The sequence below is a fragment of the Ruegeria sp. CF3 genome (assembly GCF_056537365.1).
On the sequence record NZ_JBQFRK010000004.1, the window covers coordinates 176,829 to 190,681 of the forward strand.

15 protein-coding genes are annotated in these 13,853 nt (G+C 58.0%); 10 read left to right on the forward strand and 5 right to left on the reverse strand.

The window, feature by feature from the left end; genetic code table 11:
* Window positions 1–47 precede the first annotated feature (47 nt).
* From ACR0KC_RS15325 to ACR0KC_RS15340, 4 genes are read left to right on the forward strand one after another with little or no spacing between them, the layout of a single operon-like run.
* Window positions 48–590, forward strand: coding sequence for a TRAP transporter small permease (locus ACR0KC_RS15325; protein ID WP_170378218.1), 543 nt, complete (start codon window positions 48–50; stop codon window positions 588–590).
* 5 nt (window positions 591–595) lie between these two features.
* Window positions 596–1,912: a TRAP transporter large permease gene (locus tag ACR0KC_RS15330; protein ID WP_170463731.1), complete on the forward strand. Its 1,317-nt coding sequence runs from the start codon at window positions 596–598 to the stop codon at window positions 1,910–1,912.
* Window positions 1,909–3,165 carry a malonyl-CoA decarboxylase gene (locus tag ACR0KC_RS15335; RefSeq protein ID WP_480791428.1) on the forward strand — a complete coding sequence of 419 codons (1,257 nt, stop codon included), beginning with the start codon at window positions 1,909–1,911 and terminating at the stop codon, window positions 3,163–3,165. Before ACR0KC_RS15330 ends, ACR0KC_RS15335 begins: the two co-directional genes overlap by 4 nt.
* Window positions 3,166–3,170: 5 nt before the next feature.
* On the forward strand, window positions 3,171–4,685 hold the full coding sequence (locus ACR0KC_RS15340) for a malonate--CoA ligase (RefSeq protein ID WP_480791427.1): 1,515 nt from the start codon (window positions 3,171–3,173) through the stop codon (window positions 4,683–4,685).
* Window positions 4,686–4,942: 257 nt separating this feature from the next.
* Here the strand turns inward: ACR0KC_RS15340 and ACR0KC_RS15345 are convergent, their stop codons facing one another.
* Window positions 4,943–5,227: a glycine cleavage T C-terminal barrel domain-containing protein gene (locus ACR0KC_RS15345; RefSeq protein WP_480796353.1), complete on the reverse strand. Its 285-nt coding sequence runs from the start codon at window positions 5,225–5,227 to the stop codon at window positions 4,943–4,945.
* A 47-nt stretch (window positions 5,228–5,274) separates the two neighbouring features.
* On the opposite strand from ACR0KC_RS15345, the gene ACR0KC_RS15350 reads away from it, so the two are divergent.
* On the forward strand, window positions 5,275–5,520 hold the full coding sequence (locus ACR0KC_RS15350; protein ID WP_480791425.1) for a hypothetical protein: 246 nt from the start codon (window positions 5,275–5,277) through the stop codon (window positions 5,518–5,520).
* Between the two features lie 71 nt (window positions 5,521–5,591).
* Here the strand turns inward: ACR0KC_RS15350 and ACR0KC_RS15355 are convergent, their stop codons facing one another.
* The 3 genes from ACR0KC_RS15355 to ACR0KC_RS15365 form a co-directional block, all read right to left on the reverse strand.
* Entirely contained in the window at window positions 5,592–6,260 is a 669-nt protein-coding gene (locus ACR0KC_RS15355; RefSeq protein ID WP_480791424.1) for a hypothetical protein, read from the reverse strand.
* A 3-nt stretch (window positions 6,261–6,263) separates the two neighbouring features.
* The gene (locus ACR0KC_RS15360) at window positions 6,264–7,664 is read right to left on the reverse strand and encodes a selenium-binding protein SBP56-related protein (RefSeq protein WP_480791423.1); all 1,401 of its coding nucleotides are present in this window, start codon (window positions 7,662–7,664) and stop codon (window positions 6,264–6,266) included.
* Window positions 7,665–7,747: 83 nt separating this feature from the next.
* On the reverse strand, window positions 7,748–8,506 hold the full coding sequence (locus tag ACR0KC_RS15365) for an IclR family transcriptional regulator (RefSeq protein ID WP_480791422.1): 759 nt from the start codon (window positions 8,504–8,506) through the stop codon (window positions 7,748–7,750).
* Window positions 8,507–8,594: 88 nt separating this feature from the next.
* Here ACR0KC_RS15365 and ACR0KC_RS15370 point away from each other — a divergent pair, with 88 nt between their 5' ends.
* Genes ACR0KC_RS15370 through ACR0KC_RS15380 form a run of 3 tightly spaced genes read left to right on the forward strand, consistent with a single transcriptional unit; the run spans window position 8,595 to window position 11,837 of the window.
* Window positions 8,595–9,707: an S-(hydroxymethyl)glutathione dehydrogenase/class III alcohol dehydrogenase gene (locus tag ACR0KC_RS15370; protein ID WP_480791421.1), complete on the forward strand. Its 1,113-nt coding sequence runs from the start codon at window positions 8,595–8,597 to the stop codon at window positions 9,705–9,707.
* Between the two features lie 3 nt (window positions 9,708–9,710).
* On the forward strand, window positions 9,711–10,583 hold the full coding sequence (locus tag ACR0KC_RS15375; protein ID WP_480791420.1) for an MBL fold metallo-hydrolase: 873 nt from the start codon (window positions 9,711–9,713) through the stop codon (window positions 10,581–10,583).
* A 33-nt stretch (window positions 10,584–10,616) separates the two neighbouring features.
* Complete coding sequence (locus ACR0KC_RS15380; protein ID WP_480791419.1) at window positions 10,617–11,837, forward strand: NAD(P)/FAD-dependent oxidoreductase; 1,221 nt, start codon at window positions 10,617–10,619, stop codon at window positions 11,835–11,837.
* Window positions 11,838–12,030: 193 nt separating this feature from the next.
* Here the strand turns inward: ACR0KC_RS15380 and ACR0KC_RS15385 are convergent, their stop codons facing one another.
* On the reverse strand, window positions 12,031–12,600 hold the full coding sequence (locus tag ACR0KC_RS15385) for a TetR/AcrR family transcriptional regulator (protein WP_480791418.1): 570 nt from the start codon (window positions 12,598–12,600) through the stop codon (window positions 12,031–12,033).
* A gap of 119 nt (window positions 12,601–12,719) precedes the next feature.
* Between ACR0KC_RS15385 and ACR0KC_RS15390 the strand changes: the two genes are divergently transcribed.
* Both ACR0KC_RS15390 and ACR0KC_RS15395 read left to right on the forward strand, forming a co-directional pair.
* Window positions 12,720–13,211, forward strand: coding sequence for a hypothetical protein (locus ACR0KC_RS15390; RefSeq protein ID WP_480791417.1), 492 nt, complete (start codon window positions 12,720–12,722; stop codon window positions 13,209–13,211).
* Entirely contained in the window at window positions 13,208–13,738 is a 531-nt protein-coding gene (locus ACR0KC_RS15395) for a hypothetical protein (RefSeq protein WP_480791416.1), read from the forward strand. Before ACR0KC_RS15390 ends, ACR0KC_RS15395 begins: the two co-directional genes overlap by 4 nt.
* Window positions 13,739–13,853: the final 115 nt, after the last annotated feature.

The window sequence follows — 13,853 nt, forward strand, 5'->3', positions numbered from 1 at the left end:
GTTCTGATTTTCAGACTTAATTGCATCTCAATCACTAGGAGACGCAAATGGCTGGCCATAGCTCTGCCGTTGCTTCCCATACCGGGAACAATCCTTTCCTTCGTCTTGTCGCTGCGCTTTCAACACTGGCCGGATGGTGTTCCGCAGCTATGATCGTTGCCGCCGTCGCCATCACCTGCCAAATGATCGTGGTGCGCTTTGTCCTGAATGGCTCGACCATCTGGCAAACCGAAGCGGTCATCTATCTTGTCATCGCGGCCACCCTCGTCGGTCTACCTTATGTGCAGCGCCTCCGTGGTCATGTGAATGTCGACCTGATCCCGATCTCGCTGGCCCCGCGCCCCCGCTATTTTATGGCGATCCTGACCTCGGCCCTGTCCATCGCCATCGTCTCGGTCATGCTGTTCTACGGCTACGAGTATTGGCACTTCGCATGGGAGCGTGGCTGGAAATCCGACACCGTATGGGGTGTGCGCCTTTGGATTCCCTACCTGTCCATCCCGGTCGGCTTTGGACTGCTGCTGCTTCAGCTAATCGCTGACCTCGTCGCCGTCCTGCTTGGCATCGATAAACCCTTTGGTCTGGAGTAAAGCCGATGGACCCCCTCCTGCTCGGCGCCATTGTCGCCATCGCCACCATCCTCGTTTTGTTTTCGGGCGTATCGGTCGCCATCGGTTTGTTGATCGTTTCAGCCGGGTTTCTGATCGTCTTCGACGGCCCGCGTTCGCTGGAACTGATGCCAGAAATCCTGTTCGGAAAGCTGGATAACTTTGCCCTTCTGTCGATCCCGATGTTCATCATCATGGGGGCGTCCATCGCGTCGACGAGGGCTGGGGCCGACTTGTACGAAGCCCTAGAACGCTGGCTGACCCGCGTACCCGGAGGGTTGGTCGTATCCAACCTTGGTGCCTGCGCTTTGTTCGCCGCGATGTCCGGATCGTCACCTGCAACCTGTGCCGCCATCGGCAAAATGGGCATCCCCGAAATGCGCAAGCGCGGCTATCCCGACGGCGTTGCCGCAGGTTCCATCGCTGCAGGTGGTACACTGGGTATCTTGATCCCACCCTCGGTCACCATGATCGTCTACGGCATCGCCACCGAGACCTCGATTGGTCGTTTGTTTTTGGCCGGCGTGATCCCCGGCCTGATGCTGGTTGGTCTGTTCATGGCCTGGTCGCTTTATTCGACCTGGAAATCCGGTGACGCAACCCGTCTGGGGTCTGGCAGCTACACTTGGCGTGAACGTTTCGAGATCCTGCCGCGGGTTCTACCCTTCCTCGGCATCATTCTGGGTGTGCTGTACGCCATGTATGGCGGTATCGCCACGCCATCGGAAACGGCTGCCGTTGGTGCCCTGCTCTGCCTGCTGATCGCAATGATCATCTACAAGCTGTGGAACCCCAAGGACATCTGGGTCGTGCTGCGCGACAGCACCAAGGAAAGCGTGATGATCCTGTTCATCATCGCCGCTGCCGGTGTATTCTCGTACATGCTCAGCTCGCTGTTCATTACACAGGCGATTGCTGAATGGATCGGTACGCTGGATGTGAACCGCTGGGTTCTGATGGGTGCGGTCAACGTGTTCCTTCTGATCGCCGGGTTCTTCCTGCCCCCCGTCGCTGTGATCCTGATGGCGGCACCGATCCTGTTGCCGATCATCACTACCGCTGGCTTCGATCCGATCTGGTTCGCGGTTGTACTGACCATCAACATGGAGATTGGCCTGATCTCGCCCCCTGTCGGCCTCAACCTCTATGTGATCAACGGCATCGCGCCCGACATCTCGCTGAAAACCATCCTGACCGGCTCTCTCCCCTTCGTGGCCTGCATGGTGATCGCGATTGTCCTGCTGTGCCTCTTCCCGGGTCTCGCGACATGGCTGCCTGATCTGGTGATGGGGGCAGCGGTATGACCCTGTTCGCCGATCTTCTGTCCACCGTGTTCGAGCGGCGCTACCGACGCTCGGGCGCTGCGGCCCTCGATGGCCGCCCGCTGTCCGAACTGGCCGATGCGCTTGTTGGGTCAGCGGGCGAGACCTCTGGGCTGGCGTTGGCCGAAGAAATCCTGACCCGGTTCGACACTCTGGATGACGAGGAAAAGCTGGAGTTTTTCCGCTACCTCGCCTCGGCCATGAATATCAACCCCGAGGCGGTGCGGTCGTCGCTGGATGAATACGAACGCGACCCCTCGAAAACGACCTATCGCAGCTTTGCGGCTGCGGTGGAACCGGCCCGGCAGGAAATGATCCGCCGGTTGAACCGGGTGCCCGGTGCCACCGGCGCGCTGGTACAGATGCGTGCCGATCTGCTGCGGCTGGGCGGCGAGGAACCGGAACTGCAGGCGCTTGACCTGGACTTCCGGCACCTGTTCGCCAGCTGGTTCAACCGTGGCTTTCTGGTGCTGCGCCCGATCAACTGGGAAAGCCCTGCGCATATTCTGGAAAAGATCATTGCTTATGAGGCAGTCCACGCCATCGGCAGCTGGGATGACCTGCGCCGCAGGCTCGAGCCCGCCGACCGGCGCTGTTTCGCCTTTTTCCACCCCTCGATGCCCGATGAGCCATTGATCTTTGTCGAAGTGGCGCTGAACCAAGGCATCCCGGGCTCGGTTCAGGCGCTGCTCGCCGAAGACCGCTATCCACTGCCGCAGGATCAGGCGGATACAGCTGTGTTCTACTCTATCTCGAACTGTCAGGCTGGCCTCGCCAGCATCTCGTTCGGCAACTCGCTGATCAAGCAGGTGGCCTCGGATCTGGCGGCGGAACTGTCGGGTTTGAAGACCTTTGTCACCCTGTCGCCCATTCCGGGCCTGACCAAATGGCTGACGCAAGAAAACATCGAATGGGACGTCGAAAAGCCCGAGCAGATGAAGGCACTGGCGGCGCATTACCTGCTAAACGCCAAAGGGCAGGGCAACATGCCGTTTGATCCGGTCGCCCGCTTCCATCTGGGCAATGGCGCGTTAGTTCACGCGGTTCACGCGGATGCCGATACCTCGGACAAGGGCCGGGCCCAGTCCGGCGGCACCATGGTCAACTATCTCTATGACCTCAGCCGTGTGGCGCAGAACCACGAACAATTCGCCAATACCCGCGAGGTGATCGCCTCGACCGAGGCCAAGTCGCTTGCGGCTTCGGCCTCTCTCACATCGACACAGGAAAGGTAATCCTTATGGCCAATCCTCTCTATGACGGTTTGTTCGGCGCTCATGCCGGTAAAGACACACCTTTTTTGCAGCTGCTCGACGGTTCGGTGATTACCCATCAGGACTTTCTGAGCACCGCAGCACAGATCGCCCACCTGACAAAGCAACTGGACTTGAAACCCGGCGACCGGGTTGCGGCGCAGATAGAGAAATCACCCGAAGCGCTGGCGCTCTATGCGGCCTGCGCGCAAGCGGGTTTGGTGTTCCTGCCCCTCAACACTGCCTACACAGTGGATGAGCTGACCTACTTCATCGAAAACAGCGGGGCCTCGCTAATCGTCTGTGACAGCCGCAGCGAAGCGAAACTCGCCCCTGTTGGAGCGCAACTGGGCGCGCAAGTGGAGACTCTGAACGCGGATGGCAGCGGCAGCCTGATGGATCAGGCCGCAACCATGCCTGCCAGTTTTGAAACCGTTGATCGCGATGGTGACGATCTGGCGGCGTTCCTCTACACCTCGGGGACGACGGGCCGGTCCAAAGGCGCGATGCTGACCCAGAACAACTTGTTGTCGAATGCACAAACGCTAGTCAAGGAATGGCGCTTTACATCCGACGACGTGCTGCTGCACGCGCTGCCGATCTTTCACACTCACGGACTGTTTGTGGCAACCAATGTCACACTGGCTGCGGGCAGCAGCATCATATTCATGCCCAAGTTTGATTTGGATGAGATCATCGGGCGGATGCCAAATGCCACGACGATGATGGGCGTACCGACCTTCTATACCCGACTGTTGGGTGACGATCGGTTCACAAAGGAACTGACCGAACATATGCGCCTGTTCGTGTCCGGTTCCGCACCTCTGCTGGCGGAAACCCATGTGCAATTCGAAGAGCGCACCGGCCATCGGATTCTGGAACGCTACGGCATGACCGAGACCAACATGAATACTTCAAATCCCTATGGCGGTGAACGTCGTGCGGGCACCGTTGGGTTCCCGCTTCCGGGTGTCGAACTAAAAATCTGCGACTCTGATGGCAACGCCCTGCCTCTGGGCGAGATCGGAGAGATCGAGGTGCGCGGGCCCAACGTGTTCAAGGGCTACTGGCAGATGCCGGAAAAAACCGCCGCTGAACTGCGCGAGAACGGGTTCTTCATTACAGGTGATCTGGGGCGGATTGACGAGGATGGCTATGTCCAGATCGTGGGTCGCAACAAAGACCTGATCATCTCGGGCGGCTACAATATCTACCCCAAGGAAATTGAACTTGTGCTGGATGACCAGCCGGGAGTTCTGGAAAGCGCCGTCATTGGCGTGCCTCATCCCGACTTTGGCGAAACCGTTCTGGGTGTGATTGTCGCCGAACCGGGCCAGTCCCCCGATCTGGATACGATGATGGGCACCGTGCGCAACAACCTCGCGCGGTTCAAGCATCCCCGCCAGTTGATCCTGATGGATGAACTACCCCGCAACACCATGGGCAAGGTTCAAAAGAACATCCTGCGTGACCACTACAAAGACATGTTCGTGGTCGCCTGAGAAAACGCTCCCCGAGCCTGCGGGACCATTTCTCGACTCGCGGGTTTTCCTCCAACGGCCTGAAGGCGCGTCCACCGTGATTTCAGGCCGTTGGCCTTTTTAGGTTTTCAGATAAATTCCTTCAAAGACCGCGCGAGCATCGCCGAGTTGACCAACGATCAGCGCTCTCACTGAAATCTGTGACCTCTTCTCAACGGAAGAGTGCTGGAACTACTTAAAGGCTGTCGGATATGTCTAAGGTTAAAAGGCCGGACGCCTTAGCCGTGTGTGCGCAATTTGCCAGGGTCGTAGACCGGGCTGCTGGCAATACGGGCCGTTGTTTCCAGACCGTCGCCAGACACCATGAGCGTGGTGCCAACCGAAAGGCTAGGCTCTACATGTGCAAGCGCCAGCGATTTGCTCATCCGGTGCGAATAGCAGGGGCTGTTGATCACGCCAACATCCGCGCCATCCAGCGACAGAGTTTCACCGCCTGCGACCATGTCCGGATGGTCGATGTCGAGGCAAACGTTGTTGACCTTCTCAGCACCTTTCGGTGCCAAGACTGCCGCTTTGCCCCGGAAAGCACCGTTTTGACCGCGTGCGGCACTTGGACGATATCGAGACATGGTCAACGCGGGCGAAACACGCGATGGCCATTCTGTCTGGCCACACACCGACAGCTCTGCGCAAGGTCTTCACGGACTGGCCACTGATCTCGGCTCCTATGGCCGAGGTCTCGACCGATGCAAGCCGAGCCGCAGTGCAACGTAATCTGAAACTGATGGACGAGATGGGACTGGTGCAGGAAGTTTCGAGGCAAAGGCGTTTCAGGATTTGGCGCGCATGCAAATAGATCTGTCACGCCAAACTATGGGTGAGCATAAACTGCTTGCACGCCGCGGCCGAATGCCAAGTGGCCGACATTCAATGCCCCAAATAGGCAGAAGCTACTCCGAGAGCACCAACCAGAATGAGGCTCAGTGCCCAGACGAGATCGAGGTTGAACCAAGTCTTCGACAAGAATTTCAACCCAAACCAAAGGTAAACAGTCAGTGCGGCGACGCCTCCGGCGATCGTCATCGAGAAGGTATGGACAAATGCCACGATGAACGCGGTCGTGACATTGTTACCCATCAGAGATTGTGCGGCAGCATGGCCGGCTTCATCCGCGCCCACCGCGCAGATTCCCAGAAAGATGGGCACCAGCATCAGGCCGGCGCCATGCGCCATGGCCGCCAAAAACGACCACAAAGCCAGGCGTGCCGGATGAATACGCGCCAATATCTTCGGATGCCTGCGATTGATCAGCAGATAGATTCCCATGGCAATAACCAGCAACCCGGCACCGACGCGAATCTGCATTTCCCATTCGACGAGAAAGAGCATCAGGGAGAATGGCAGCAATATCCCTATCATCGCCAGGAAATGCCCAAGCGCCAGCATTGCCAGCGCCTTGGGCATCGCCATGCGGCGACGCTCCATCAACGCCGCCGATACGGCCAGTGGCCAGCCCATGCCGGGGTTGATGCCGTGGTAGAAGCCAGAAAAAATGACAGCCCACCAAAGGGCTGTCACCGTTGTCATGTCACCCATCGATTAGACGGACGGATAGCAGAAGCTGTCGGTCGAGCAGTCGCCGCCTTCCAGCCTGATCTGGTGGCTCCGGTAGCCTTTGGGGAACTCGATATAGAAATCCTTGTCGAGCTCCAGCCCGCCGTCATCGCCGACATTGGCCATCACCATCTGGCCGCCTTCGTCATCGGGATAGAACTGATCATCCCATGTCGAATAAAGCGAGTTGGTCCAGTAGACGCGCTTGCCGTCGCGACTGATTTCCACCATCTGCGGCCCATAGACGAAATCCTTGCCGTTGGGGTGCTTGGCCCCGCGCGCGATGCCACCGATCTCGACCTTGCCGGTGAGCTTGGGGTTCATCGGGTCCGAAACATCGTATTGATGCATCTCGCCCTGGCCCCAGCAGGCGACATAGAGATATTTGTCATCGAGGCTCAGGTCGATATCGGTGACCAACGGCGGCACCGCCTCGAACCCCTGCAGCAGCGGCGGCAGGTTCTCGGGCTTCTCGGGGCGCGGGTCGATGGTAATGGTCTTCTTAGCCTCGAAGGTGCCGTCGTCTTTTTGCCACCAGGTGAATATCGCGCCTTGCAGGTTGGTGGTGTCCACAACGACCCCGCAGAACCCGTAGTCCTTTGCCGGATCATGTGCAGGCCGGATTTCGAGCGCCATCTGGTGGTTTTCACCCAGGTCGATGGTCTGCACGTTCTTGCGCTCACGCAGGTTCCAGAAATGGATCGAATGGCCGTATTTGTTGCTCAGCAGATCCTCAGGCACTATCCCGTTTTCAAACTGAGGTGGCAGGCCCCATTCCGAGCTGACCATGTAGTCACGTGGCAGGTTCCACCAGAAGTCGTAGTGCTTGTCCTGCTTGCCCCGGTCCATTTCGTAGCGGCCGAGGATCTCGAAGGTCTCGCAATCCATGATGAAGATGCCCGGAGGTCCGTCAGTGCCATCCTCGCCGCCACCGCCAAGGGTCGAGACATAGATGCCCTCTGGGCCGCAATGAATGGTGTGCGGGCGGGAGTAGCCGGTTTTCTCGAACACTTCCTCGGGTTCGATGATCTTGTGGATCTTGGCCTTGAGCGGTTCCTTGACGTCGATGACGTAAATGCGGGACGAACGGATACCGGGGATGATCAGGTAGCGCCGTTCGAGGAAGGCGTGGCCGGTCAGCGGCGAAAGAGCTGAGGAACAGGCATTCCAGCCGAAATGGTGAAACTCGTCGCCCTTGTTGGGCATGATGACCTGATGCACGATCTGGGAATAGGTTTTCGACTTGGGGTCCACGTCGACCACGGCAAGACCGTCGGGCTGTAATCCGTCGGGGCTGAGCATCAGCGTGAAGGCGAGCGTTTCGGCAGGGGCCTCCATCGCGAGCTTGGGGGTGGCGTGGAAAGTCGGGTCCGGTCTTAGGTTCATTTGGTTTCTCCCTTGGTGATTGAGTGCGCCCCATTTCGGGGTCTGTTATTCTAGGTCCAGCGGATTGAAAAAGCGGAGCCTGGTCATACCTCCGCGACGTTGCACAGTTGAATGGCCCCGCTGATCTTCTCGGATATGTCCTTGAGCCTCCCGCCGATGTCGCGGCGGTAATCGGGTCCCAACCGGCGGATCGGACCGACCGCGCCGACACTGAAGGTTGCACCGATATTGCCAATCGAAATCGGAGCCGCGACGCTAGCGATGCCAAGGTCGATTTCCTGGTCACAGTCGGCAAAGCCCTGTTCGACGATCTTGGTGAATTCCGCGCGCAGCGCGGCCTCGGTGGTTTTCGTGTGCTCGGTATATTGCTGCAAAGTGCCCGACAGGATCGCATTCTGGAATTCGGGCTCGGTGAAGGCCGCGATGGCCTTGGAACAGGAACAGGCGTGCATCGGTCGTTCGCCTAGCCCGGGGTGGATGAACGCGCGCCCCGGATCGTCGGGGGTCTCGACGTGGATGATCTCGACTTTGCTGTCGCGGAAGCGCGCCAGAAACACCGTTTCGTTGAAGGTGGTCGCCGCCGTTTTCAGGATCGGGGCCGCGCAGCGCCGCACATCGGCATCCGATTTGCCCAAAAGAGCGATGCGGATCAGCCGCTCGCCGATCACGACCTTCCCGTCTGTACCGGGCTGATCCACCAGTTTTTGATCGATCAGTGTTTGGACAAGGCGATAGCAGCTGGGCTTGGGCAGTCCGGTGGCCCTTTGTACCTCGGCAGCCGATAAAGGCCGTCCCGCGACCGCGATGACCTCTAGAAGACTGATGAGACGTTCGAGATGCATGTTGACGGAAAACTACCAGTTGTGAGACTGTGTCTCGAATTATGAGAATGTTTCGATTCGAAGCAAGCCGAAAATTGGGAGGGGACAAATGCGTACCAAAGCCGCCGTTGCCGTAGCCGCCGGACAGCCGCTGGAAGTGATGGAAGTTAACCTTGAAGGCCCCCGCGCTGGCGAGGTGCTGGTCGAGATCAAGGCAACCGGCCTTTGCCACACCGACGAATTCACCCGATCGGGCGATGACCCGGAAGGAATTTTCCCGGCCATTTTGGGCCATGAGGGCGCTGGTATCGTGGTGGAGGTTGGCGAGGGCGTCACATCGTTGGAAGTGGGTGATCATGTCATCCCGCTTTACACGCCAGAGTGCCGGGAATGCGAATACTGCCTGAACCCTAAGACCAACCTCTGCCAATCGATCCGCGCGACGCAAGGCGCGGGCCTGTTGCCCGATGGCTCGACGCGGTTTTCCATGCTGGATGGCACGCCGATCCACCACTACATGGGGTGTTCGACCTTCGCCAACCATACGGTTGTGCCCGAGATTGCGCTGGCCAAGGTCCGCAAGGACGCACCGTTCGACAAGATTTGCTATATCGGCTGTGGTGTCACCACAGGTATTGGCGCGGTAATCAATACGGCCAAGGTCGAGATCGGGTCGCGTGCGATTGTGTTCGGGCTGGGCGGTATCGGTCTGAATGTGATTCAGGGGCTGCGGTTGGCGGGTGCCGATCAGATCGTCGGCGTCGACCTCAACAACAGCAAGGCCGAAATGGGCAAACAGTTCGGAATGACCGATTTCGTGAATCCCTCGGACGTGGACGGCGATCTTGTTGCTCATCTGATCGAACTGACGGGCGGCGGGGCGGATTATACCTTCGATGCCACGGGGAACGTGAACGTCATGCGCACCGCGCTTGAGTCTGCGCACAAGGGCTGGGGCGAGAGCATCATTATTGGTGTCGCGCCCGCGGGTGCTGAAATTTCAACACGCCCCTTCCAGCTTGTCACCGGCCGGGTCTGGCGTGGCACTGCATTTGGTGGCGCGTCTGGCCGGACAGACGTTCCAAAGATCGTTGATTGGTACATGGACGGTAAAATCGAGATCGACCCGATGATCACACACAAGCTGTCGCTGGACCAGATCAACCATGGCTTTGACCTGATGCACGAAGGAAAGTCCATTCGCGCAGTCGTTGAGTTCTAACGCGTGCGACAAACAATACCTGAGGTACACAGCTTTTTTGACGAAGCCACCAACGCGGCCTGCTACATCGTCAAGGATCCATCATCCAATGCCTGTGCGGTGATCGATTCCATTCTAGATTTCGACCACGCGTCGGGCCGCACGCATACCCGGCACGCTGACAACCTGATCGCGACCATCCGGTCCAACGGCTGGGCGCTGAAATGGATCATTGAAACCCATGTCCACGCGGATCATCTGTCGGCAGCACCGTATCTGGCACAGCAACTGGGTGGTAAGATCGCGATCGGCGTCAACATCTCGTCGGTGCAGGAGGTCTTTGGCAAGATTTTCAACGCAGGCACTGAATTCGAGATGGACGGCAGCCAGTTCGACCGCCTGTTCGCCGATGGCGACTGTTTTGCCATCGGAAACCTCGACGCTGTGGTCATGCACACACCGGGCCACACGCCCGCCTGTGTAACCTATGTTATCGGCGATGCCGCCTTCATCGGTGACACGCTGTTCATGCCGGATTTCGGCACTGCCCGTGCCGATTTCCCGGGCGGGTCGGCCACTGACCTCTACAACTCGATACAGCGTATCCTCGCACTGCCCGACACAACGCGCCTGTTCTTGTGCCACGATTACAAGACCGCGACTCGTGACACCTTTTGTTGGGAGACCACGGTCGCCGAGCAGAAGGCCAGCAACATCCATGTCGGCGGAGGCAAATCGGAAACCGAATTCGTCGAATTCCGGACAAAGCGTGATGCCCAGCTTGCCATGCCAAGACTCATCATTCCGTCGATCCAGGTGAACATGCGCGCGGGTCGGATGCCACCAGCCGAGGAAGACGGAAACACTTATTTGAAAGTGCCAATCAACCGCCTTTGAGGGCCTGTGGATCAGCGAAGGGGAGACAACAACATGACCAAACACCACCAAGTTCTGATTGTCGGGGGCGGCGCCGGAGGAATCGCGACTGCAACTAGCCTGAAAAAACGCGACGGATCGCTCGACATCGCGATCGTCGAACCGGCAGACCAGCATTTTTACCAGCCTGGCTGGACAATGGTGGGCTGCGGTGTTTTCTCGAAAGAGCAGACCGTGAGGAGCATGGACTCGGTCTGGCCCAGCGACATAAAGCGAATAAAGGGCGCGGTCGCGACATTTCAGCCCGACGCCAATACCATAGCGCTGAATGACGGAACGATCATCGGCTATGATTTCTTGGTCGTGGCCGCGGGACTGAAACTGGACTGGGATGCCGTTGAGGGTCTGTCGGAAACACTGGGCAAAAACGGGGTCACCTCCAACTATCGGTTCGACCTGGCACCCTACACCTGGAAACTGGTGCAGGAAATGTCGGGCAAACAAGCGATCTTTTCCCAGCCGCCGATGCCGATCAAATGTGCGGGCGCGCCACAAAAGGCGATGTACCTGTCCTGCGATGCCTGGATGCGGGCGGGCAAGCTGGGCGACATGAACGTGGCGTTCTGCAACGCCGGGCCGGTTCTATTCGGCTGCGCGACTTATGTGCCACCGCTCATGAAATACGTGAAGAAATACGGTATCGACCTCGATTTTGGACATAACCTGGTCAAGATCGACGGCCCCGCCAAGACTGCCTGGTTCAACGTTACTAGAGAAAGTACAGAACCCGAAATCGTCGAGCGCAAGTTCGACATGATCCATGTCTGCCCGCCGCAATGCGCTCCCGATTTCATCGCGGCAAGCCCGCTGGCGGGTGCAGGCGGATGGGTCGATGTGGATCAGGCCACGTTGCAGCACACCAAGTTCGACAATATCTTCGGGTTGGGCGATGTCACGTCGACACCGAATGCGAAAACCGCAGCTGCCGCCCGTAAACAGGCTCCGATCGTAGCCGAAAACCTGATCGCTCGGATGAAGGGTGCCGCCCTGGCGCCGATCTATGATGGGTACGGGTCGTGCCCGCTAACGGTCGAGAACGGCAAAATAATCCTGGCAGAGTTCGGTTACGGCGGCAAAGTCATGCCGACTTTCCCATGGGACTCGGCGAAACCGCGGCGGTCAGCATGGTTTCTGAAGAAGTCAGTTCTTCCATGGGTCTACTGGAACGCAATGCTGAAGGGGCGCGAGTGGCTGACCAAATCGACCGCTGGCTGAGATCTTGACCGGTGCCAGCCGAGCCGCAGTACAACGTAATCTGACGCTGATGGACGAGATGGGGCTGGTGCAGGAAATTTCGGGGCAAGGACGTTTCAGGATTTGGCGCGCAGGCAAATAGATCTGTCACGCCAAACTATGGGTGAGCCCAATCCGCCTGTAAAGCCCGGACATCGAGATTAACACTCATTCCCTACTCGAGAGGCTCGTCGCAGGCTCTCAAGAGGAATGCCAAATATTGATCTACGTCGTCCTTGGGGATGGTCTCCGTCGCCATGTGGCGGGCAAGTGCCAGGGTCGTGACGGTTAGAAAGCGGGCGAGCGGCTCGGTACCGTGTCCATTTGCAGGCGTCTCAGCCATGAGTTCAGCAGCGATCTCAGTTTCAATCATCGCTGAAATTTCCGGCGTCGTGTGCGCCAGTGACGTCAATAGCAAGACCGTGTCGTGGTCCGTTCCTGCGAGCGACAGCATCATGTCGAGACAATTCCTCAATCGCTTCCGACCACGCGGCTGTTCCCGGTGCATTTGGTCAAAGCGCGCCTTGATATCAGCGGCGGCCTCAAGTGCCACAGCGGCAATTAGAACGTCGATGTCCTCAAAGTAGTTATAAAACGACGTACGCCCGACATTTGCCTCCGCGCAGACCGTCATCACGTTCACCCCTGTTGTGCCCTCGCGGCCTATCAAAGACCTGGCAGCGTCGATCAAGGCAGCCCGCGTTCGGCGAGCCTTTGGAGTGAGATTGTCCAGTTCTACGTTCAAGAAGTTTTTCCTTGTGCCGACCCCATAAATGACATACCTGTCATTTTTATCTGACACAACTGTCATTTCGAGGACCTCACATGGTGGCACTTGTAAGTAAACTCGCGACGAGACGAGGATTGACCGTTCTGTTGCTAGCCTATGCTGTCGTTTTCGGAACGATCCTTCTGACGCTCGGCCAGCTTTCCGACATCAGCGGCGGCTATGGAATCCTCGACTTCGAACAGGGGTATTCCCCGGACCGGGTAAGCGAGATTCTGGGCAGTTACGGACCTGAGGGAATGTCGCTCTATAACCGCATTCAGATTCTCGATGTGTTCAACCCAGCACTTTATTCGCTTGTCGCGGCAGCGCTCACCTATCTCCTGTGGCGGGATCGAGGACCGGCTTGGGTGTGCCTGATGCCCCTGTTGGGTGGCTTTGGTGACTATGCAGAGAATGTGACGCTCTTCCTGATCGCGCGCGCATTTCCTGAAGTGCCGGACGGTCTTGTGCAGGTCAGTTCCGCGTTGAGCCTGATCAAGAACGGGCTTCTTGTCATCGGCATGTCGCCGCTGGTCATCGGGATCGTGCTTTGGACACTACGTAGAATTCGGGGGACCTCGGAATGATCCCTCGGACCTCCTGGCGCAGTGTAATCGCGCTCTGGGTCAGCACACTGATCGTATTTGGACTTTACCTGATCTATGTCCAGCCACTGAAGGACTTCCTGGCACCTGACATCTACCTGGACCTAAGGTTCGATGGCTACGACCATGCAGAAGTTTTCGCCTTCTTTGATGGCCCGGGCGCGCTCGGTCGGGCTTTTTACATGCGCTCCACCGTCTTCGATACCGTCTGGCCGCTGATGCTGGCGTTCGCAGGATACCTGATCGCGCGGCAGACTTTTCGAAAAACCTGGCTGATCTGGGCCTTCGCTTTCGGACCGGTGGCCTTCGGACTGCTCGACTTGATCGAGAACATCGGATTATTCGCCATGAATTTCCAGTTCCCCGAGATTTCCCAAGGACTGGTGGATGCCACGAACATCGTCACTTTGACCAAGCAGAAGGTGATACCATTGGCCTTTGGAGCATATTTGCTGACGCCATTGGTCAGGACAGCACAACTTGCATGGAAAGGTCGCTCTGTCGGGTAGCTCTGGCCTCGACGGCGACCCAAGTTGCATTCTCCTAGCGAATTCAGGCGGTATTTGCATTGATCCGCTTCAGTCTCTCGCGCGCAACAGTGTGGTAAACAAGGAAGTCACTGCG